Raw genomic sequence first — 23,864 nt, 5'->3', positions numbered from 1 at the left:
GATTCCAATGGCTTACGGCTGTTCACTTTCTTGATCTTTGCGATGGACGCTAAAGTTGAACTTGGTGAGCTTGTTCGGGGTAATTCGTAACACTTTCGGGTTTTCGCTCACCACTTCCATTGAGGTTGATAGCGAATCAGTGTCCAACTTCACTAAGAAATTCTTACCTTTCTTATTGAGTACCCATTGGTCGGGCACGTGGTAACGACCGTACTGATCTGTGTAAATGACAATTCCCTCAACCGTCATCAACTTAACGCCCGGAATACCATCTTCATAAACCCCTTTATTCTCGATAACGATTTCCCACAGGAAATCCTCGCCATCGCGATATAGGTTTCTGGTTACGTTAAGATTTTCAGCACTTAAGCCTTTCTTTCTATCCGATTCATGGTTGAACTGAATTTGACCTTCCGCGTCAAACTCAATGCGAGAACCCGCATCTGTCGTGACATAAAAATCAAAGCTCTGTTGTGTGCGGGTTTTGAACTGGATAACGACCGAGCTGGTTTCAGATATCGTTCGGTTGACTGAGTGGCCCCAAAGATCACCAAGTTCTAAGCCTTTTTCAACAGCAGAAGTTGCAAAGCCAATCAACTCTTCATCTTCTACAGCGACATCTTTACCATCACGAATAATATGAGTTGAATTAGCGATATAATCTTGATCGACTAAGTTTGCTGTAAGCTCGACATCAAACGCAGTAGCATCCGCTTGGAAGCCGTCTTTGTTATGGTCTTCAAAAACTTTTCCGATGATCGATGAGGTATCAAATACCTTGTCAGGCTCAACCGTGACCTTTGCCGTGTCTTCATTCGAGACAGCAACACCATCGACTTTTGACACCGCTGTATTGATGTAATCACCAAACGTGGCTCCAACAGATACCCGTAACAGATAACGGATACGAAGTTTCTCTCCGGGGTCAAAATTCAATGAGGTAAATATCAACCTCCCAGTGTCCGAAGGCTCTTGAGAGAGAATGACGTCATCTTCCGTCCCGAACTCGCCATCAATACCGCTCAACACCACTTCTGATGTATCTGCAATGTACTTCAAGCCCCCCGGATAGCGGTCTTCCACGGTCACGTTCTTAAAGTAAGATTCATTGTTATTTTCAACAATAATCTCGTATTCAACGGCATCGCCAACCTGAGCAGTATCTTGCAAGGCGGATTTTGTCAGCAACAGCTCCCCGCTATTGTCAGGAATCTTCTTGATGTGAGTGGTCACGCTGTCACTGGTTTGTGTCCCATCAGATTCCGTTGCTGTAAAGGTATTAGTGATATCATCATCTAACCCTTTACCTAAAGTCCCTACCACCTCAAACGCGTAACCATTTCGTTTTTGAGATTTGAGGTTAACCATAGTATCGAGGTCTTTATTAGGCGGGAGTGTATGACGTTGGATAACAGCACCCGTGCCGTCAACTTCCACACCTTCGATCGTCCAATCAGTAAAGACTTTATTACCCGCGCTGTTTTGCAACTCGCTAATTTCGTCAGTTAAACGAACGTTTGCAGCATTTCCTTGACCATTATTCGTTACTGCTAAATAGTAAGTAACGCGGTCATCGTCCTCTGTATACTCAGGTTTGTCAGAGCGTTTTTCTACGATTAACTCAGCTTCAACAGGAGGTAGATCGAGTGCTGCCACTTGCTCAGCATTAATTTCTACGGAAGAAGGGGAAGGCATTGCTCCTCTTGCGCGAGCTGCGAGTGCCGGATTTCCAGTCAAATCAAGATAGTAACCAAGAACATCAATGTTTGTGAGCATGTCTTCGTTCACGGTTAATGTGAACGTGTAATCGATTTTTCCGCTTGGTGCGATATCGACTAAAGTAAACAAATCCTTATCATCAGTGTACGTCCCTGGCTGAGTCTCTGCGCCGTCCGAGACCGCTTCTACCGTCCAATCATCAAACGCTTGCGCACGAGTGCCATCGATATAGTCACCCATTGATTCTGAAAACTGAGTGTAAATGGCGACATCTTTTGCAATCCCTCGGCCGATGTTTTGAACAACGAGGTGATACTCCACCTTCTCACCTGGGATGTAGTATTCGGCATCCGTATAAAGTTCAGCTTGCACGACAGCCGCAACACTGTGCACCGGAGGACTCACAACATCACCACCATCAACATAAGCAGTATTTACAATACTGCCCGTAGCGGTATCCACAACGGTTCCTTTAGACCGAAATACCACAGTGCCTTTCGGCGCAATATCGACCTTGTATTCCGTCGGACTAATTTGCTCAGCCGAACTTCCTAATGATTCAGATTCAACAACCAACGATGTGGTACCAGCAACAAACGCAGGACCTGTCGAACCGTCGTAATACACCACTTCAATGGTGCCCATATCGTCGACCACACTCAGATCACTGATGTAGTTATTAGAGGTATTCTCAATAGTGATTAAAAACTCAAGCTCTTGACCGGGTTCATACTCTGTCTGAACATTGGTTTTAGTTGCAACGAATTCTGACTCTTTTGGCGTTATCACCACTGTAGATTCTTGCGGTGTCCCGTTATAAGTGATGTTCGCCGTGTTGCTGATCTCACCGATCGCTGTTGTGCGTATCAAGGATTTAATATGGAAGGTCACAGTGCTTTGTGGAGCAATGTCCATATCAACATCAATATCATCACTCAGGTCAAACGTATCAGGGTTTACGACCGTACGATCATCAGAAGCTTCGTAGCTGACTTCCCACAACAAAAATGCCGATTCTTTATTATCACCTGTCGTATCTACTTCAATATCACTCAAGATATCGTCAAGATGAACCCCAGAAGCAAACGCATCAGAGCTATTGCTAACGGTAATTTCGTAGTTGATCAATTTGGTCACTTCATACGAAGGTGTATCGACCGTTTTCTCAATAGAAACCGTTGCCAATACTGGCGTACTCAGTGCGCTATCATCAATCGTCGTACCATCAAACGTCACCGACGCCACATTGATGATATCGCCCGTCGCCAACGCATTCGTAGTGACTTGGATAGTGAAAACAATGCTGTCTTCTGGTGCGATATCTAATGTTTCATTAAGGTCCTCACCTGTGGTGGGGGTAGGAACAGGTGTCTCGCCGGTTGTCGACATTGCCGATATTTGAATAGAAGCCGGATCAAACGCCTGCTCTGTAGCGCCACCAGCAATGGTGGTCTTAACTGACTTCAGCGCATCTTCAATCACTACATTTTCAGCCCAACCTAAGCCGTTGTTTTTAACAGCAACGGTATACTCAAGCGTATCTCCAGGAAGGTACTCAACTTTATCGACGTCTTTTGTGATTTCAATTTGAGCGTCTTCAGGAAGGTAGGTCGCCTCCGCTGTGTACTCACCGTCATCACCATCAACATTCACGATATTGGTTATTTCGCCTTTAGCTTTATCATTAACGGTATTGCTGACCACAAACGAATAGCTATCACCGGGGTGGATACTATAAGTCGCACTGTATCCCTGAGCCGTATTCGACACATTTTTACGCGCATTCAGTGTTGGATCGCCACTTCCGTCAAGGCTTTCGTCGCTAATAACCCAGTTACCAGTAAGTGCCTGCTCTTGATCGGTGCTATTTGCCACATCCGTCATAATGGTATCGATGCGATCAGTTAGAACTTGGTCCACCAGGTAGCCCTGTCCCGTATTCGCTAACGTGATCTTGTATAAAATAGGCTGGCCAGGCTGATATTTAGCATCTGGTTCAGCAAGAGGCGTTGTTTCCTTAGTCACAGCAAGTTGCCCAGGGAAAGGGGTAATATAACCCTCTCTCAAACGTGCAATTTTTGAATCATCTAATCCATGCTTCAGATAAGCCGTATTAGTAAAACGACTAACAGCATCATCACGAACTTTACCTTCAATGACGATACGAACTACGGTGTACTTATCACCGCCGGCTCCTGAATCGTTGCGCCCTGCCATTTTAATAGATTCAGCCGGTAGATTGATGTCTGGGCTCGTTTGACCTACGAGTTTATCCAGCTCTGAAAAGTCGTTCGCATTCGGGTCTGATGGCGCTGAATTGAAAAGTACTTCATAGTCCACGCTCCATTCCGTTAATGCAGTTTGCATCGAGCCATCGACGGTTTCAACTTCAAAGTCGCTAATAATATCTCGGATGGAGAAAAGGCCTGTATCGACATCATCGTTAGTGATATCGATGTAATAATTTACTGTACCTCCAGGTTTGTACTGAGGAGTATCTGTCCACTTGTCGATAAGAATGTACGAACGGCCTGCATCAAGAACAATATCATTGGTATTGTCACCATTAACCTGTGCGGTGTTAGTAATGGTGCCCGTCGCAGACGTTGAAACCGTTCCTTTAACATCAAACACAATGCGCTCGCCAGGACGAAGGTCGACCGTCGCATCCAGCGGTACATTGCCGTTATAGTTACCTTGAATGTCATAACTACCCGCAGGCTCCACTGCAATAGCGGTTGACCAGTCAGAGTAAGCGTTGTCCCCATCTTCTGTTTTGATAGCATGAATCGCATCAATGACACTGACATCGTTAGCAATACTGTCACCGACATTATCCAAGGTCACTTGATATTCAACATCACCTCTAGGTGCATAAGTACAATCGCTTCCATCACTCGATGGAACAGAACAGGTTGTTGAATCGCCATCGGTATACTCTAAAGTTTTGAAGTAGCTAAGCTCTGCTTCTTTTGGCGGAACCGTTTCCGATGTTGCAGATTGACCTCCGGCAGTCACCCGGTTTTCATCAATGACACCTAATGCGTCATCACGTACCGTTCCTTTAAGGTTGAAGATCAAAACTTCGCCAGCGGCAATATCGACTTCGATATTGAGGTTACCGCTTGTGTTGTAGCTTGGAATGAAGGTGTCGACATCCGCATCAATCCCATTACTGGTTTCATCAGAAATATCACCAGAAACAAAAGCGGGCTTCCTCTCATCACCAATGACTTCAACCTCAACATCAGTCACTGTATCTTTAATTTGAATATCATCTGCCCAACCATTAACCAAGTTAGTAACGACAAACTCATACTCAACTTCATCACCAGGGAGGTAATAACTGCTTCCATCACTAAATGGCGTACCATTGATGGATACGACGCGTTTCTCTACGCTAATACTATTGTCTAAAGGGACTAATGTAGCGCTGCGAACCTTACCGTCATAACTCGCCTTGTTTTGAACGTCGCCTAACGCGTCATCACGAATCACAGCATGGATGGTAAACGTCATACTTTCTTGAGGTGCGATGACAATATCATTGTCGATATCGACATTGGTGCCCGGTACAAAACCAATAGCATCAGTGATAGAACCAGCTGCGACATTTTTATCTAAGCTGACCTCCCAACCTGATACAAATGGTTGGCCTGTAGGGTCTCCTCCGTTAGAGGTTTCATCTTCAGCAATACGTGTTTTAATCGCCGAGACGATATCTTCTAAACGTGAGTCATATTCAATACCATTGCCCGTATTTTCAAGTTGCACACGGTAATACACCTCACTCTCACCAGTCGCTTGCGAGTAGTCTGTTTTAGGGGTTGTGAAGGCGGCATCGGTAAATGCTTTCTTAGTAAAAGTTACTTCTGGCTCTGCCATCGATGAAGGCGGAGAAACAGCAATCAATTCATTACCATCATCTTCATCGATATAAGCTTTGTTGGTAAAAGAGCCAACCGCCTTCGGGCTGATCTTGGCAAGAATCACGTAGCGAATAAACGGGTCACTTAGAACACCGCCGAAGTTATCTGCCGCTATATCAAAATGCGTATTAATGGCGTGATTATCTTGAATCGAATTATCAACATCAGGATCGGATATCCCTGAGTTATCTGAGTCCGTCTTTATCGTCCAACTGTCGAACGCAGGGCCTCGCGTGCCATCGTAGTATTGAGTATTAATTTCATCGATATCGTCACGTAAGCTAATATCATCTACGTGAGCAGCTGCGATATTTTCAATAACAATTTCATACTCAACATAACCGCCAGGCATATATTGGGTAGCGCCAGGCAGTTCATTACCGTCGACATCGTAATAAGCTAGGATGTTTTTTTCGTAATCAATTTGACGAGCCGACTGCTTAATTTCATGTGCAATACTGTCGCTATCCACAGTCAGCACATTAACAATATCGCCATTCGCTTTATCATTGATCGTAGCAACAACTTGGTATTCGACCGTTGCTCCCATAGGGATATCAGCCGAAACGTTAAGGTTACTGTCAGTAGAAGTGTAAACATTACCAGCGCCATTTCCGGCATCGACATAGTCAGCGTTGTCACCGCTCGCAGTTGATGTAATGGTCCACGTGGAATATGCATCCCCTCTTGTACCATCCACTAAGTCAACTTTGATATCTTCTAAATCGTCAACAATCGGAATGTCGTGAGCATTACCTTCACCATCATTTTCAATAACTAAGCGATAAGTAATGGTTTGTCCGGGCTCATAAATCGTTTCATCTGTAATCTTATCGAACTTAAGATGGTAATCATTAGGAAGAACTATCGTATCTCGGTATGAAATATCACCAACCGCATCAGGACGAACGATTCCTTTGACGGTGTAAGTTACATTTTCACCTTGATCAATATCGATGGTTGTTTGAATGTCTTGATTATCTTGAACTGTCCCGTCTTGCGTTCCATCCGTGGTACCAGCGTTTGCAGGATCACTCTTTGCAACAGCCACCGTAAATTGATTGCTGCTCGTTGCATCATCATAGAATGGATTTCCTGAGCTGCCATCTTGCAGTTCAACAGAAATGTCATTAATTAGTTCATTAACATCGACGTTATTACGATAACCGCGTTCATCTCTTGAATTATAAGCAATGGTATAAATCAACTCCTCACCCGGAGAATAGCGATTAATGTTCGTGGTGCGTTTTACACTGCCGTCATTATGAACTTGGTGGTTTTCTGCCACTGCCGATTTCAAGTATTCACAAGCAGTTGTGCACCCAACATCGTCAGTATGGATAAGAAAGGCTTCATTACGAATAACATCTTGCTCATTAGGCGCAACGCCGTTTGAAACCGCATTGTCTTTGACGCGAGCTTTGATGCGAACCGTAATAAAGTCCTTTGCCGGAATAGAAACTGGGATCTCTACATCATCGGTTGTTTCTGAGCCGTAACCCGTTCCCGTATCAACAGACCAATATTCGAATGGATTTTGGTTGAGAAAATCATCCGAATGGTCGTCTTTATCGTTTGCCAAGGTCGTTGTGATCTCAGTCAGCCGATCGATGAAGACCAAATCAGACTCGTCGACATCGCCATTGTTGCCAATCACAATGGTGTAGATAAGATCTTTTCCTGGGGTATAGCGTACAACATCAGTCGTTTTCGTCAGTGACACGTTGATGGAGTAATTACTATCTGCATTATCAATTTGCGCGGAAGAGCTATGATCTCTGTCTGTGATAGGATCATAAACATCTACGCGGTTGGATACTTGGTCGTGAGGATAGTCGGCCTTAACAATCCCCGAGATCTCATAGTGAACCCAACCTCCGGGAGTTATATCGACATCAGTATTGATATTTTCATTATCGGTCACCTCACCATAACGAGAGCCAGGTTTGTCTGTATTAGCTGAAGGGGTAATCGTCCAGCTGCTAAAGAAATTGAGTTCAGCAATGTCATCTTCTACTGTTGCGTTGTTCGCGTATCCGATGCCACGGTTATAAACATAGATATCAAAGGTTGCGGTTTCACCGACAATAAAGTCGGTATTTTCAGCGGTTTTAGCAACGACCAAATTAGGTTCTTGTGGGTGTGTGGTTACGGTATCCGACAGGTTAGTATGAGGGCCTGTTATTGTTGCTGTATTACGAAATGTACCCCAAAGAATCTCAGAATCGACACTGCGGTCTAAAGTGCCTACGATTGTGTAAGTTATTGTCGCCCCAGGAGGGAGCTGAGCCACAGCATCAAGATCATTGTCATCAGAAAAAGAACCAGCATCAGTAACCGCTTTGACCCATGGTGAGTCCGCTTCCCTTTCCGCACTGATTGTCCATGACGAGAAAACTTGCTTCATTTCACCCGGCTGATGAAGTAGTTCTGCTTGAATACTACTGATTTCATCTTTGACATTTATATTCGATGCAAAGCCATTGCCTACAGGGTTCGTTATGCTGATCGTATAAGTAACTGTATCTGTCGTGTCCGTATACCAGTTTTGCTCGTCCTTACCATCAACTCGCTTATCAAGGGTTAAGTAATAGTCCCTTGGGTATGAACCTCTATCTGAGAACAGTCGGCCATCGACGGTCACTTCGTTACGGATTTCATCGTCCGCTATTGGATTTACAATGGCTTCAATGCTATAGATGATTTTTTCATGGGGGGCAATTTTCGCTTCAACATCAAGGATAGTCTTATTAGATTGGTTGCCATTGATCGTATCCGTAAAGCCGGGGTCGCTAATATTCGAAACAGCCCCATCTGCAGCATAAGATTTAGCCGTGACGACCCAGCTCAAATAAGCTGGCGTAACAGCGTCTGTGATTGACTTCGTTCTAATAGCAGCAAGATCATCTTTAACCGGCACATCGATCGCGTAACCATCACCGTTATTTTCAACGGTAATGGTGTAATTTAACGTACCACCAGCCGAGTAATAACGTGAATCGACTTCTTTCTGGACTTTCAAATTAGAGTTCGGCATCTGTACACCAGAGCCAGATTCATGCAGATTATCGCCTAAACACGATCCTGAGCTTGAACTGGAACTTGTACCATCATCGACTATCTGACCGACACTGGTGTCTGCTACCTTTGCCGTCAACTTGTATCGAACAAGACCTTCAGGAGCGAGGTCAACCTTCAAGTTAATATCGTCAGTGGTCCACTTGTTATACTCAAACGACCCATAGTTTGACCCCTCCCCACTACTGTTTGCGATTTCCAGTTTCCATTCGGAAAAAGCAGGGCCACTACTACCATCAACCTGATCGGTCACGATACAAGCAAATTTATCTACTATTTCAATATCGTTTGCGAAATATTGTGTATCGGAATTAGAGACAACGATGTCATAAACCACCTCGTTATCACCCGATACTCCGGGTACATATGTCGTGTCTGTCGTCTTCTTGCTACGGGTTATTTGACTTGATAAAGATGATAGAACTTCTTCAGTATCCAGAGGATTTGCCAAAATATCACTTGAATCTGCAATACCTTCGCTATCCATAACACGCGCAATAATCTGCGGAATACGACCAATCGAAACAGGGCTTACATCGACGGAGATAGAATAGAGTATCTCTTGACCAGGGTAGATAGACACCCAATCATTCAAGGGTCTATTGGATTCCAAACCAGAAGCCGCAAGTTCAGAAACACTTTTATTACCAATAGAAATAACTTCGTTAGTCCAAGATTCGTAAGGGTTACCTGCCGTGTCATCCGCATTTTGTTCATTGCGGATATTGTTACCCAAATCGGACTCAATATCGGTCAAAAGTTGCTGAACTGAATAGTTGTAAGCGATACCTGAATCCGATGCGTTTTTTACCGTCACCGTATAAGTAAACTCATCCTGAACTAAGTATTCATCTGTTTTGTTCAAGGTGTGGGTAAGCGTAATATTGGGGTCGGTCGGAGGAGTAAGCGTTTCGTTTCCAGAAATAACCGAGTCGCGTGTTTGGGTAATAACACTGTCATTAACAATGTCTCCGACTAAGTTATCTGAAACCGTCGCTTTCACCGAGTATGTAACAGAACCACCTACTGCAATTGAAGCATTTGTAACAACTAAGTCCCCTGAAGAAGAGAAATCCCCGGCATCACTTTCCGCTCCTTGTACCTGCGCTGAGTTAATACTCGAAGTGAAAGCAAGCTGATAATCACCGTGAATATTCAATGACTCTATTGTTAAAACTGCGCTTTCAACATTGAGGTGGCGGATGACTGAATCACCTTCATTTTCCACCTTAATGGTATAGGTCAATTCATCATTGAGTAGGTAATTGTCTTTATCAACAGAGACCGCCACGTCATGCTGATATACAGAGCGAGTCAAAGACTCTGTATTCGAGTTAACACTGGGCTCTACACCCAAGCTTGCGCTCGCGAAGTTGTCAATCGTACCTGCAGCTCCAGGAGAGACGGTAGCAAACATGGTATAAGTCACGGAGCCACCAACTGCGAGTCGAACGTTTGAAGCATTTAAGTTTCCAAAACGGTCGTAATCTCCGGCTGAAGATAGAAACGTCGAAGTCCCTTGAATCGAGACGACTGTAAATGCATTAACATCATTTCCGTCATCTCCTTCCGTTAGGATATCTAGCAACTGATCTTCGACATTAAGACCATCAATGGCCTTAGTGGAATTATTCCTTAGGGTAAGGGTGTAAGTAACTTGTTGGTTGTTATCATAAAAATCCTTATTTGCTGATAGCTCCATGCTTAAGCCACTTGTGCTTGCATAGGAGGTTAATGGAAACAAGAAAACTGATAAGAAAAAGACAAGGTTAAACCTAAACATTAACGTGTACTTCACCGTAGATTGACAAGCCCCCAGATTGGAGCCCTTATATTAAACATCACCAAAAGACCAAATAGTCTTGGGCATCATGCGCAACATACAGATCTAATATCCAGAACAATTAACATCCTTTAAAAACAATTTAGGGTACATGTTAAATAGAGTTCTAATGTTCTAAATTAGAATCAAAGATACATTGAGATATTTATTCACAGGTAAGATTTTTCACGATGAGTGCATTTCCACAGTTGCTACGAAGCGTAAGAAATGAGTTCAATTTTACACAAACAGAATTTGCAACATATCTGAATCACTTAGATGATGAGTTTAATGCTATTGACGTAGTCACTGTAAATCGTTGGGAAAATAACAAAGTAAAACCTAGTAACTATAAGGCTCTAAAAATATTAGATCGCCTTGGTGTTGACCTGTCCGGAACATTAAGGTCATTTGAGTTGGAAGAGAAAGAGAATTTAATTGATGATTTTCTTTATGAAACTTTTTTCTCATATCAAAGCCGAATTGCGTCTCTTTCAAACCTCAATACTCAAGAAGGCTTGAGTGGGTTTAGAACAATACCATTAATGTCGACACCCAGTGATATTGGTATAATCCACAGAATAAAACTCATTTCATATTTAACCAAAGTTGATACTGCTCCACTAAATGCTATCGACCTATTTTTGCATTACAAAGAACAGAAAGCCCATGGTAGAAAAGTTATTAATGAGCAAGGCGATATCGTCAGCCATAACCTCGGATTTTTCTTTGAAAATGACAACTTTGATATATATAAGACTAAGAAAATAGACCTCAAACTCGCTTGTTCTTTAAAATCAAATAAAGACCTAAACTACGTACTTGTGAGTTCACATTCAGAAGAAAAACGCCACGCGGTCGCTAACATTATTTCGGATATAAGACTACTATCAAAACACAACAATATAAAACAGTTCACCGTTCTAATTGAAGACCCAAATGAGGTTAAAGCACTGAAATATATCGGGTTTGAAGTGTTCAAATTTTCAGATCCTTCACAAGAAACGGCAAACATTACATTCAAAAGTAAGTCGTATCATTACTGTATATTGACCATTGATAAAATTGATTTCCTCACAAACAGACACGTCATATCATTCATCAAAGGTGAGTTTTCTACTATGAGAGCATTTCCAGCTTTATTAAAGGAAGTAAGAAAAAATCTTAAGCTGACGCAAAAAGACTTTGCAGCACATATCAACCATTTAGATGATGAGTTTAACTCTGTTGATGTGGTAACAGTAAACCGTTGGGAAAACAACAAGGTAAAACCAAGTAACTATAAAGCCCTAAAAATATTAGATTGCCTTGGCGTTGACCTATACGAGACTTTAAAGTCGTTTGAAATTGATGATCTTGAAGACAACACTTTGCTTGATGAGTTTTTAAATGAACGATTTTATTCATTTCAAAGTAGAATCGCTTCAATAGCTAACGTAAATAAGTCCAAAGAATATAACGACTTTCAGGTTATGCCACTAATGTCAGAACCAAATGATCGTGACATAATCGACAGAATAAAGCTCATTTCCCAATTTACCAAGGTAGACCCTTCGGCGCTAGATACAATTGATTTGTATTTGTATTGCGCAGAGAAAAAAGCATTCGGCCGAAAGCTAGTTAATAATCATGGCGATATTGTTAGCCATAGCCTTGGATTCTTCTTTAATGAAGAGCTATTTGATGAGTACAAGAAAAAAGACCTCCATATTAAGCAAGCCTGCTCCCTTGATTCAAATCAAAATTTAAATTATTTCGTCGTCAGCGCTCACTCTGAAAAACAAGAACACTCGATAGTAAACATGTTGTCAGATATGCAACTCCTAGCTAAGAATAATAAAATAAAAGGTTCTCTATGTTAATAAAGAACCCTTACGCATTAGATATAATGAAAAGATAGGATTTGAGATATATAAGTTTTCTGAACCAACAGAAGAACGGTCCAATATTGAGTTTAAAAATCAATCATACCGTTATTGCATACTCACTATTGATAAGATCGAGCTACTTAGTAACAAACATGTTACATCATTTATTAATAAGCATAGTTGATTTCCATCTGCACTTAACCATGTAAAACCGCGGTTAAGTGCTACTATTTATCTCCCACATATACAATAGTGTTAGCATCAGCGCTCATGTATTTCAAGGTGTGTAATATATGCAATCACACCATCAGCAACCTTTCAATCGCTCGTTGTAACTAACAAGTTCATTAACAATGATAATTTAATCAACACCTGATAGTACGCAAATAGGGACCCCATGTCCTCTGCCCGTATTCGGTTTTAAGGTCAAATAAATATTATACATGACACTCTCATATAGGCCTGATGAAGTTACCCAAGCGCTTACGTTTTCAATCACACCAAATGTTCCGCTAATAGTATAGAGATCTTCGACTACACCAGTATCTAGTTTTGAGCCGAAAGCATGGCAGAATAAACTCGAATTACTCTCATAAACATAGGGGTTTCCGGATTGATGACCATAGGTATTTACCAATTCCCCAATAGATCCATCGATAACGTCTTCAATATACCCGATACATACTGTGTTACCAGATGACTCTGCAACCGCAGTTTTATAGCACCAATCATCGGCAATAACGCTTCCTTCGACCAATGCACTATATAAAAATCCATTGAAATTAAACTCTGCCGATAACACTGACGTTCCGACCTTACGCCCCGTTGCAACAGCTTGCTCGCTGTCATACTCAATAGATATAACAGATGAATTGGATGTCGAGACAACAGGCCCCTCTCCCATAACCTCCCATGTACTACCTTCATCCACTGAATATATAATATCAATATTTTGCTTTTCACCAACCTGCATAACCCAGCCACCAGAGATGTCAGTTAAAGGTATTACACTCGTTTGAGTATAACTGTCTGTCAGTCCCTTATATGAGGCTATAATGGTAACTTCTCCCTCAGCTAAAATATGTACAGTATCTTCCACTATTTTAGCGATGCTATTATCACTTGAACTATACTCCACGAAGTCATTGTCAACGGAAGATACTTCTCCTTCTAGATTAACGCTCACCACATTTAGCTCTACGATATGACCAGGAATTTTGATTGCAGATTCTAAGGCAGTTTTATCGGCTATACGAATGTCACTTACCGTAGCGCTTTTGTAAACAATACTATCAACCGAATTTGAGCTGGTATATGCAGAGATAACCTCATTGATGAACGAATTGTCGACATATCTATCCTGTACCTCGCCAGAAACGCTCGCAATTAGCTCAATCTCACTTGCTCCGTTTGAGAAAACACCATATTGATTTTCTGAAAGCAGCATGACATCTTGATAAGGGGCAATATCACCATCAGGATCAGCCACTACACCAACAACATCAGGCTTATTATCAATTATGTAGTTAAGTGCAAGCTCTGTATTGAAGTCGTTGATCATTTCGCTATTTAAAAGCACACAAGTTACAAAAGCTGATTGAGACTCTTTGTCTAACTCGCCTATAGAACCAGTCGTAGCGTGAAAGCTTCTACCTGTGTTAGCTGACAACATGTCGGCACTCCAATACTCCATCCCTGCTGGCCAATTTTGTGAATGAAAAAGGTTCCCATGACTATCCAGTAACAACTCCCATTCACGACTGATTGGCAAACGTCCTCCCCTAGATGAACAATAATTATTCGCTTGCTTTAGATTCATCACAACGACTGAGGCACTTTCTGGTCCATCAACGCCATCTTGGATTTGATAATTAATGTATTCAGTGTTGGTATAATCAGCCATTGCCTTACTCACAGGGGCAGTATATGTAAGGTCAGTACCAATAGAGGGATCATAAACGACAATATCATCCCAATCTTGAACAAGGCTAAAATCCGGCTCAACCTCAATATAAACTTGCCCAACAGCGTAACCACCACGACCATCTGTCACTGTATAAGCAACCTCATGTGGGCCAGCTTCCAACGACTGAAACGTAAAAGTGAGCTCTGAAGATGATGTAATGTGCGTATCTGCGTTATAGGCTCGTACAGAGTCCAAATAAACGCTGTCTTCTGCGTCCGAAACGTAATCAGAAAGATCAACTTCGGTCATCATACCTTTGTCGAGTTTACCTTCACGAACAAAGTTATTTGCTACGGGTGGTGTATTACCCACATCTGATACAGCAACATCGATATTTCCAAGTTTGGTTGAAGTACCATCACTCATAGAATACATAATCCGTGTTACACCAACTTCAGCAGGTATAAAAGTAACTGTGTTGTTTACAATGTCACTCTCTGCTGAGCCAGAACCTAATATCGTTACTTCCTCAGACACGCGGAATACCGATGTATCTAATTGATGTTCAAGTTCTGCGTTTAAATCTATAGTGACAACTTTTTCTACATGGGTCGTTTCTGAAAGGTTTGATAACGTGTTGTCGCTAGCTGTTTCTGAAACAGATACACGTGCCATTGAAGATTTTTGTCCTACGTAAGCATCACTATCAGAAGGCTCTACGGTATATTGATATTGGCATTCACCAATTTGATCAGACAAGGTTGTGAAAGCTAAACCATCCACAGAAATAACTTGGCAGCTACTCGCATAATTATCGGAAATCACAGAAGCTAAATGTAAGTCAGTGCCTATGTCACTTTCTGCGCTCACTTCAATACGTGTTGATTCATTTACCATTGATTTAGATTGCACTGGCAATACTTCAATATTAATAGCTTTAGGCGAAAGCACATCAACAGAGCCAGAGGACGAGTTCTCATCACGAGAACCACCATTACAAGCTGCAAGAAGACAACCTACCAATGATATAAGTGTTAGTTTCGTTTTCATTATCGTGCCCTAATACGCTGCCATATCTAATTCAGTGATTCTGTAGTTCTTAGATGGATCTGCGTTTTTCCCACCTATAGAAAGCCAATATGGATCTGATAGAGCGACATTACTTGTTATATCAAAGTAACCAGACTCTTGCGCTGGTCTCTGATCCGTGGTCGACGTATAGACGTAAACTCTTTCACCACGTTTATCGAACCAATAGAAACGATCGGATGCTCGTAGGTTCATATACTGAGAACTTGATACTTGACCTCCTTCGAACAATGACACGGGCATCGAACCATACAAATTCACGTTCAATCCAAAGGCCGTTGGTTCATCTTCAGGGTACGGCCTTGTCTTTCCTGTCTTCATGGTTCCATCGTCTTCCCATGTTGATTGATCAGCTCCTAACTGATGAATCATGACTGCAAACTCACCCTTTGTAGCATTGCTATCACTTTGAACTCGAAAGCGTATAACAAAGTTATCGCCAATAAACGGCTGTTTGTATATATGAAATAATTTGCTCTGATTTACATTCGGCATCATCATTAGACCGTTGATATCGGCCAAATACACGGGACGGTTCCAGTATTCATCACTGCTCCATTGCGAAGGATCCGTCACGTCAATTACCACAGCATGATCAGTAGGCACGAAAGGATATAAGTTATCTTGTGAACTTACATAAGCCGTAATGACTTCCTCACTAAACGAGATGTCAAAATAGGCCTCTTCTAGTAAGCCGATTTCGTCTACAGTGGCCGTTGTCGTTGATTCTCGATTGAAAAACACACCTCGTTCATTCATCGACTCAAGTCGAATGTCGGCGAACGGCGCAACATCCCCGTCAGGATCGTACACAAGAATCTGGTATTCATACCGATTTGATACTCGTCCCTTCTCGATGAATATTGTTGAAAAATCCTTTACCAGCGGGTTACTCAAGTCAACACAAGTCGTGTACCTCACACCACTACTGTCACCATCCCCAACAACTCCATCATTTAAGTTGACCGTTATTCCATTACTTTCCGTCGCTTTATCAGCAGTCCAATACTTCTTACTTGTTGGCCAATTGTGGTTGGTGAAGGCACTGATTTCGTTGGCAACTAGCGTTTCAAGTTCACGCTGTAGAGGCAAACGGCCACCTCGTGTTTTACAGTACTGGCGAGCTTGACTTAGTGTTTGAGTAACAATTTCAGCGTCTTTCAAACCTTGTGTTCCGTCTTCTACAAACGTTCCGGTATAAGAGGCATTGACGTAGTCGGCATAGACTTTTGTCATTGGTGCGAAAAAGCGGATGTCTGAGCTGATCACAGGATCATGAGTGACGATATCTTCCCAATCTTGAATTAAAGAGAAATCTGGTTCCACTTCTATTCGAGCCACTCCCGTCGTGTAGCCCCCCATGTGGTCGCTTACTGTGTATGCCACATCGTGAGGTCCGGGTGCCATTGAAGAAAATTCAAATTGGGTATTGGTTAAACTCGATGCATCAAAAAGAGATGTTGTGGAATTAAAGTCCTGTACGCCAATAAGTTGAACCTCGTCGCCGTCCACATCTGAGACATATGGCTTAACATCAACCACAACACTTTCACCTAAAAGCGCTAAATGGTCATACGCAAAATCGGAGACCTCCGGAGCTGTATTATAGGTACTTTCTGACGTTGCTATCGAAAGTGAGCCTTGTTGAATGGACTCACCATTTTGATAGCTGTAATACACTTCAGTCTGACCTTTAGCTGTCGGTGTGAACTCTATTTGGTGTAATCCTGAAACTCGAGCTGTACCCGACCCAATGATGACGAGACTATCTTGTAGCTGAAAATCTTCAGTTGGTAATGAAGCACCCAATTCATACTGAAGGTTTACAACAACGACCTGTGATTCGATAGTTGATGCTGTAATACGGGGTAAAGTCGTTGATGCGTAATTCTCTCCGATAGCAACACGAGCATAAGAGGTGGCACTTGCAATACCACTTTCAATCTCTACGTCATACTCAAAAAGGCAATCATTAACATCAGAAGAGGACACACTAAAGCCAACCTGTGTGATAGCTTGGACTCTACAAGCATCACCCGCAATAGAGCGTACTTGAGTCACTAAAAAATCGTTATTATTCGATGTATGCACATACTCAGTAAGATCTATATCGAGATCTCGCTCTATCAGCGTTTTATCCTGAATATTTTGGGCTGCAATAGAGGCTGATTCTGTAGGCGATACCACAAGACCTTGCTCTCCGCCGGAGTTAGATTCACTACCACAGCCCGCAAGCAATACCGACAAACTGACGGCAGTAAACACATTTAGTGTTGAATTCCGTTTCAACAAATCACTGTTGAATAGGTCCATTAAAAGCACTCTGGTCAATGAAGTAGAGTGGTATTGTGAACTCTGTCTTACTTACACTCCATTAAATAGCTGTGATTACTTATTAAAAGTTAAATGGTTGAATAAATTGAAAATTAATTTTCAATTTATCGAATTTCAAAATTATAAATCTTTCTAAATGAAGTATGAAATGAGATATAGACTCTTTAATGAACATTCAATCTCATTTAGTTCACTCCCTTGTAAGGCCTAATCATACTGTGAACTCTTTCACCACTATGAGTCGCAGAACATGTACAACACCGAAAATGAAAATGTCTATACATTGGCTTTTAAGCATACGTTTTCCTTCGAAGCATTAGCCCTTTTACAACCGATGATTAAATACTCTAGAGAAACTTATGAGCACACTATTAGAGTGAGTTTATTGTCCTATCGTTTTGCAAAACACCTAGGATTAATCCCAAAATCATTAGAGCTCATTTTCGATGCTGCGTTAGTTCACGACCTAGGCAAGTTAAAGACACCCACCGACATACTGCACAAATCAGGTAAGCTCACGCCATTAGAGCGTCAAGTGATGAGGCAACATGTTCAATGCTCTTACTTTATGAGCCAACAAAAAACGCACCTTAAATACGCCTCAATAGTGGGCTCTCTACATCACGAGAGATGGGATGGGAATGGCTATCCTCTTCGGCTAAAAGGCGACGAGATCCCGTTTGAAGCACAAATCATTGCAATAGTAGATACTTGGGATGCCATGACTTCAAAGCGGTCTTACCGTGGGGGGATATCAGCCGAGAAAGCGCTACGGACTTTGTTTAAAGAAAGGCAGCAAGGGCAATTTGATCCTCGATTATTAGATAAGTTTATTGCATTCATAACGACTTGTTGAAGCAGGTCGAAGCCCACAAAGGCAAAGCGAATAATAATTAGGTTACCTTTAGCTATCCACTAGGTTTAACTTTGCTTGTAACGCTGCAATGCAGTGAGTGACAGCTATCGGTGTATTGGTTAGAAATGGATTTAGCGCATAAATAGTGTTCATTGGAAGATCCATGTCAGGGATCAGATTGATCACATCTGGTATTAGCTGCGTTAAATAGAAATCGGGAATAACACCAACACCAGCGCCAGATCTGATCATAGAAAGGCAAGAGTGAAATGAGTTAGTTGAACAGTTAACCTCTTTAGCAAAAACGAAAGACTCTCCAGCCGGATTACTAAATTCATGGCTAATTCGCTTTCCCTGCCATGAGTTACCAATATACGCTTGGTCTTGTATATCTTTCAGCTTCATATCGCGCGTTCCACACAATACATCTCTAAAAGATCCCAACCGTTTCTGTTTCAAATTACTGTCTTTTGAGCGCCCAACTCTTACCGCTAGGTCAATGTCATGCTCCATGAAATCGAGGTGTCGGTCATCACTGATTAATTCAGGTTTTAAGCGAGGATATTTCTGCATTAGCTCGGCGACCACAGGGGCAACCAAACTATCCATGAGTGCATGAGGTGCTGTTATTCTAATTCGCCCTTGTGGATCCAATTGAAAATCCTGAGCTAAATCCCACGCACTTTCGGCAATCAGGTTAAGATCTTTACATTTTATATAGAACCGCTCCCCCATTTCAGTCAGGCTTTGTCGACGAGTCGTTCTTTTTAGCAAACAAACGTCCAACTCTTTTTCTAATGCTTTGAGGTGTTGGCTAACCACAGATTTAGAAAGATCAAGTTTGTCCGCAGCTCTAGAAACAGAGCCTTCTTCAACAATATGGGCAAATACTGACATCTGTCTCAATCGATTCATTTCATTGTTCGCTTTTACTTAACATTGAATTCTATTATCTCTGTTTTTCAAATCAATTTCCAAGACTAAACTAAATCCAACTTATCGAGACACCCAAATCAAAGACACAGTGTTTGAAAGAAGACTGCTATGGAGAAAAGCAATGTTAAACAACCAAGTATTAGAAGCATGTAAGCAAGGCATTAACGCGTGGCAAAAAGCATTCAACAGCCAAGATGCAAAAGGTTGTGCGGATCAGTACTCTGAGCCATGTGTGATGGAAGCTCGTCCATTTGGTACCTTTGAAGGTCGTGAAGCAATTCAAGCTTTTTGGCAAAACATCATCGACCAAGGCTTTAAAGACGTTGATTACACTGATGTGAAGTGGGAAGAGCACCCAGAAGGCGGCTACATCCTTACCGCTAGTTGGACAATGAACAAAGCGTTTGGTGTTGTGCATCGCGAACACTGGGCACTGGAAGCCGATGGCAGCGCTCGTCTAGTAAGTGACGACTTCGAAGTTCAAGGCGAACGCTAGAGCTATAACTAAAAGCTAGAAGCTAGAAGCTAGAAGCTCAAGAATAGAAGCAGAAAACAAAAAGCCAGCAATCCAAATGGACTGCTGGCTTTTTTAATCATCATTCTTGCTGTCTTTTCACTTCATTCGAAAGCGACTCAGTAAATCTACACAATCACTAAACTCGTTAATAGTATCCAGTCAAAGTGTTAGGCGAGCTAGAGCAAGTATGAGTAACCGTTATAGTGAAGCTTGCTTTGCTTCAGCAATCCAAGCATCAAACGTATTTTGGTTCGCTTTAATCCAACCGTTTACGTGCGCTTCAATATCAGCAGAGCTGTTTTTACCTTTGCTCATCATCATGTTCTGAGCACTTACATCATTGATGTTAAGTTTGATAATTTCGAAAAGCTTAGCCGCTGATGGGTTGTTCTTAGCAAACTCTTTATTCGCGATAATACGCATTGAGTTCATTTGGAAGCCGTAGTTCTTACCATTAGACAAAGTAGTATCAACATTCGCACGCTCACCCGGTAGTGAAGAGAATGGAACTTCTAGCCATACTACGTCTTCATTAGGAACCAATACGCCACTCACCCAGTATGGTGTCCACGTGTAGTAAAGGATTGATTCACCCTTCTGGTAACGTGAAATTGTGTCGGCAATGATAGCCGCATAGTTACCTTGGTTGTGAGTTACCGTATCGTCCAGTTTAAATGCTGAAAGTTGGTGTTCGATAACCATTTCACAGCCCCAACCTGGGTTACAGCCTGTTAGGTCTGCTTTGCCATCACCGTCTGCATCAAACAGCTTCGCGATTTTTGGATCGGTTAACTGACCAATATTAGTGATGTTGTACTTTTCTGCCGTTTTCTTATCAATAAGGTAACCTTGAGCAGCACCACTAACATACTGACCTTCGCGGTAGAATTTGTCATCGCCACCCGCCATTGTGTACTTTTCAGCATGAAGTGGGAACCAACCTACGGTTAGGAACGTTGCATCACCTTTTGCAATTGAGGTGTAAGCTACGTTGTAGTCCACTTCTTGCGTTGATTTCACATCGTAGCCAAGCTCTTCTAAAGCACGGTTAACAATCAGTGTTTGGAACGTTTCCTCAGCAACTGAAGATTGAACAGGCTGAACTGATACACCTTCACCTGGCAAGCTTGCTGCCCACACGTTCGTTGATACAGCCAGTGTCGAAACGATGCTAACGGCTAGTTTGCTCTTCCATGAATTATTCATTGGTGTTTTTCCTTAGTTGTAGTTCTGATTGTTTACCGCGATTTAAAGCTTTTAGCACAAGGGAAACAGGTCCCATGTGGTACCAGCGTAATTTTGTATTGCCTGCATTTGCCCCGAGAACTTGGGTAATGCGGTCAAGTAGGATTGCCAAAATAACAATGCCTAGGCCACCAACAGCGGCCAGTCCCATATCTAGACGGCCGATACCTCTCAGTACCATTTGACCTAAACCACCTACCGCGATCATTGATGCGATAACCACCATTGACAGCGACAACATTAGTGTTTGGTTTACGCCCGCCATGATGGTTGGTAATGCCAATGGCAGTTGAATTCGATATAGCATCTGCTTTTTGCTTGCGCCGAATGAGTGACCCGCTTCGATCAATTCTTCCGGCACCTGCTGAATACCCAAGATGGTTAAACGTACCACTGGTGGCAGTGCGAATATGATGGTTACCACGACACCCGGAACGTTACCGATACCAAACAACATTACAATGGGTACGAGATAAACGAAGGCCGGCGTCGTTTGCATAGCGTCGAGAATTGGGCGTACGAATTTGGCCGCGGTATTGCTGCGGGCGAGCCATATCCCCATGGGTAAACCAATCAACAGGCAGAAGAAGACCGACGTCATAACCAATGAAAGTGTGGTCATCGCTTCAGACCAAGCGCCAATCAAGCCAATGAAAGTCAAAGAAACTGCAGTAGCGACACCAAGCTTCAGATTTGAAAACTGCCATGCAACTAGAAACAAGATGATCAACATGAACGGAGCTGGCGTAGACACCAAAGCCGTTTCAAATGAACTTAGGATGAAATCGATAGGCACACGTATCGCCTGAAACAGGGGGCGTCCGTGTTCAACCAACCAATTCAGCCCAGACTCAACCCAAGTATCTACTGGCAATACAGCTTCAGTAAAAGGGTTAAGCGGATCAAAAGGAGTGACTTCGACCGTTTCGCTACTTAACCAATCTGCAGATGGTGAGGTGTCAGCGGCTTGGCCCCAAGGATCACTTGATGGCTGAGCTGCTGTTTCTGAGTTAGTAGATTGCGACCATGGGTCATTATTTGTTTGTTCCGACGACATGATCTATCCCTTATCCAATGTTTGTAGCAGTCGTGATTTCGTCACAACGCCGAAGTAATTGCCTTTATCGTCCACAACAGGAACGGAATAAGGCACGCCACCCACAAGGCCAAGTACATCATTAATTGGTAAATCTGGATTGAGAGTTAAGCCATCATCTAGCTGCGCGCTAACTAATGATTGGTTCTCTTTATGGGCTTTACGAAGGGACTCAATAGACACAATGCCTGAGTAGTGACTGCTCTTCTCAACAACGATGCCGTATTCACGGTCGTTATCCATCAAGATTTGTAGAGCGGACGCTGGGCCGTCGTGCTCTGATTTCTTAAATACCGCGGCAGGCTTCTTGCGTGCAATGTCTTTCACAGTAAGAACACTTGCTACATTCACGCCGCGGAAAAAGGCTTCAACGTAGTCGTTCGCTGGGCTATTCAAGATCTCGTCAGGAGTACCCACTTGAACCACTTCGCCATTTTGCATAATTGCAATTCGATCACCGATACGCATCGCTTCATCCAAATCATGCGAAATGAATACGATTGTTCGCTTATCGTCATTTTGAAGTCGAATTAGCTCGTCTTGCATTTCAGTACGAATCAACGGATCGAGCGCAGAAAATGCTTCGTCCATTAACAGAATATCGGGGTCACATGCTAGAGCACGAGCCAAACCAACACGCTGCTTCATACCACCAGACAATTCATCTGGGTAAGATTCTGAATACGGCCCAAGGCCTACTCGCTCTAACGCTTCAAATGCTGACTGTTTTCGCTTATCTACTTCAACACCCGCTAGTTCAAGACCAAACGCGGCGTTTTCAATCACTGTCATGTGAGGCATCAATGCGAAATTTTGGAAAACCATAGATATGTTGTTGCGGCGGACTTCGCGGAGTTCATCTTCTGAGATGTGGGCAATGTCTTTGCCTCGAAGAAGCACATTACCTTGGGTAGGTTCAATCAAGCGGTTAAGAAGGCGTACTAGGGTTGATTTGCCAGATCCTGACAGTCCCATTATTACGAAAATCTCGCCTTCTTGAATACTAAGAGAAACATCGTTAACGCCGATCGTTAACCCTGTTTCTTCGAAAACTTTATCTTTGTTCGCGCCTTCATTAATCATAGTAAAAGCACGGTCGGTGTCTTCACCAAACACCTTGTACAGTCCCTTAACTTCCAGTATGGGATCCATGTAATCTAATCCTTTCTTAGTTATTTAAACTAATAGTTATTTAAACTTAAAAACGGTTGTTTAAACTTTAAAATGGTTATTTAAACCCGAAAAACGATTAGCACTCTAAGCAATTGAGTCGTGTAAATCAAGGGGCTGCGTTCTGTAAACATGGGACGAAACCGTCAAACCCCCAACCAAAACAAAGGTTAAATATCAAACACAATTAGAGCAAAATATTGATAACAAAGGAATTTAAACCACAAGCAACATCTGCAATATTATGTATTACTTACTGATAGATTATTGAATATTTATTTCACATCAGAACAATTAAT

General features: G+C 42.4%; 10 protein-coding genes. 3 read left to right on the top strand and 7 right to left on the bottom strand.

Annotation, left to right across the window (positions count from 1 at the left end):
• Nucleotides 1–12 precede the first annotated feature (12 nt).
• Nucleotides 13–10,428, bottom strand: a complete 10,416-nt coding sequence (locus IHV80_RS05955; RefSeq protein ID WP_192890403.1) for a DUF11 domain-containing protein — start codon at nt 10,426–10,428, stop codon at nt 13–15.
• A gap of 311 nt (nt 10,429–10,739) precedes the next feature.
• Here IHV80_RS05955 and IHV80_RS05950 point away from each other — a divergent pair, with 311 nt between their 5' ends.
• Nucleotides 10,740–12,410: a helix-turn-helix domain-containing protein gene (locus IHV80_RS05950; RefSeq protein ID WP_226088511.1), complete on the top strand. Its 1,671-nt coding sequence runs from the start codon at nt 10,740–10,742 to the stop codon at nt 12,408–12,410.
• Nucleotides 12,411–12,777: 367 nt separating this feature from the next.
• Here IHV80_RS05950 and IHV80_RS05945 read toward each other — a convergent pair whose 3' ends face one another.
• Together IHV80_RS05945 and IHV80_RS05940 are read right to left on the bottom strand one after the other, a co-directional pair.
• Nucleotides 12,778–15,372 (bottom strand): hypothetical protein, encoded by a 2,595-nt coding sequence (locus IHV80_RS05945; protein WP_192890402.1) that lies wholly within the window; start codon nt 15,370–15,372, stop codon nt 12,778–12,780.
• Between the two features lie 9 nt (nt 15,373–15,381).
• Nucleotides 15,382–17,724 (bottom strand): hypothetical protein, encoded by a 2,343-nt coding sequence (locus tag IHV80_RS05940; protein WP_192890401.1) that lies wholly within the window; start codon nt 17,722–17,724, stop codon nt 15,382–15,384.
• A 271-nt stretch (nt 17,725–17,995) separates the two neighbouring features.
• Here IHV80_RS05940 and IHV80_RS05935 point away from each other — a divergent pair, with 271 nt between their 5' ends.
• Complete coding sequence (locus IHV80_RS05935) at nt 17,996–18,601, top strand: HD-GYP domain-containing protein (RefSeq protein ID WP_192890400.1); 606 nt, start codon at nt 17,996–17,998, stop codon at nt 18,599–18,601.
• A gap of 48 nt (nt 18,602–18,649) precedes the next feature.
• On the opposite strand, the gene IHV80_RS05930 is transcribed toward IHV80_RS05935, so the two are convergent.
• The gene (locus IHV80_RS05930) at nt 18,650–19,516 is read right to left on the bottom strand and encodes a LysR family transcriptional regulator (RefSeq protein ID WP_192890399.1); all 867 of its coding nucleotides are present in this window, start codon (nt 19,514–19,516) and stop codon (nt 18,650–18,652) included.
• A 142-nt stretch (nt 19,517–19,658) separates the two neighbouring features.
• Here IHV80_RS05930 and IHV80_RS05925 point away from each other — a divergent pair, with 142 nt between their 5' ends.
• Complete coding sequence (locus IHV80_RS05925) at nt 19,659–20,033, top strand: YybH family protein (RefSeq protein ID WP_192890398.1); 375 nt, start codon at nt 19,659–19,661, stop codon at nt 20,031–20,033.
• 219 nt (nt 20,034–20,252) lie between these two features.
• On the opposite strand, the gene proX is transcribed toward IHV80_RS05925, so the two are convergent.
• Genes proX through proV form a run of 3 tightly spaced genes read right to left on the bottom strand, consistent with a single transcriptional unit; the run spans nt 20,253 to nt 23,547 of the window.
• Nucleotides 20,253–21,260 (bottom strand): glycine betaine/L-proline ABC transporter substrate-binding protein ProX, encoded by a 1,008-nt coding sequence (gene proX, locus IHV80_RS05920; protein WP_192890397.1) that lies wholly within the window; start codon nt 21,258–21,260, stop codon nt 20,253–20,255.
• On the bottom strand, nt 21,253–22,356 hold the full coding sequence (gene proW, locus IHV80_RS05915; protein WP_192890396.1) for a glycine betaine/L-proline ABC transporter permease ProW: 1,104 nt from the start codon (nt 22,354–22,356) through the stop codon (nt 21,253–21,255). The genes proX and proW overlap by 8 nt, the downstream gene beginning before the upstream one ends.
• A gap of 3 nt (nt 22,357–22,359) precedes the next feature.
• Nucleotides 22,360–23,547, bottom strand: coding sequence for a glycine betaine/L-proline ABC transporter ATP-binding protein ProV (gene proV / locus IHV80_RS05910; protein WP_192890395.1), 1,188 nt, complete (start codon nt 23,545–23,547; stop codon nt 22,360–22,362).
• Nucleotides 23,548–23,864: the final 317 nt, after the last annotated feature.

The sequence above is a fragment of the Vibrio bathopelagicus genome, from assembly GCF_014879975.1.
Classification (GTDB): domain Bacteria; phylum Pseudomonadota; class Gammaproteobacteria; order Enterobacterales; family Vibrionaceae; genus Vibrio; species Vibrio bathopelagicus.
The sequence above is the reverse complement of the archived record's forward strand: the minus strand, read 5'-3'. Positions and strand labels throughout refer to the sequence as shown.

What these genes read in the sequence shown, in the direction of transcription:
- IHV80_RS05955 (WP_192890403.1), bottom strand. Translation starts at nt 10,428, where the DNA reads ATGGAGCTATCAGCAAATAAGGATTTTTATGATAACAACCAACAAGTT.
- IHV80_RS05950 (WP_226088511.1), top strand. Translation starts at nt 10,740, where the DNA reads ATGAGTGCATTTCCACAGTTGCTACGAAGCGTAAGAAATGAGTTCAAT.
- IHV80_RS05945 (WP_192890402.1), bottom strand. Translation starts at nt 15,372, where the DNA reads ATGAAAACGAAACTAACACTTATATCATTGGTAGGTTGTCTTCTTGCA.
- IHV80_RS05940 (WP_192890401.1), bottom strand. Translation starts at nt 17,724, where the DNA reads ATGGACCTATTCAACAGTGATTTGTTGAAACGGAATTCAACACTAAAT.
- IHV80_RS05935 (WP_192890400.1), top strand. Translation starts at nt 17,996, where the DNA reads ATGTACAACACCGAAAATGAAAATGTCTATACATTGGCTTTTAAGCAT.
- IHV80_RS05930 (WP_192890399.1), bottom strand. Translation starts at nt 19,516, where the DNA reads ATGAATCGATTGAGACAGATGTCAGTATTTGCCCATATTGTTGAAGAA.
- IHV80_RS05925 (WP_192890398.1), top strand. Translation starts at nt 19,659, where the DNA reads ATGTTAAACAACCAAGTATTAGAAGCATGTAAGCAAGGCATTAACGCG.
- proX (WP_192890397.1), bottom strand. Translation starts at nt 21,260, where the DNA reads ATGAATAATTCATGGAAGAGCAAACTAGCCGTTAGCATCGTTTCGACA.
- proW (WP_192890396.1), bottom strand. Translation starts at nt 22,356, where the DNA reads ATGTCGTCGGAACAAACAAATAATGACCCATGGTCGCAATCTACTAAC.
- proV (WP_192890395.1), bottom strand. Translation starts at nt 23,547, where the DNA reads ATGGATCCCATACTGGAAGTTAAGGGACTGTACAAGGTGTTTGGTGAA.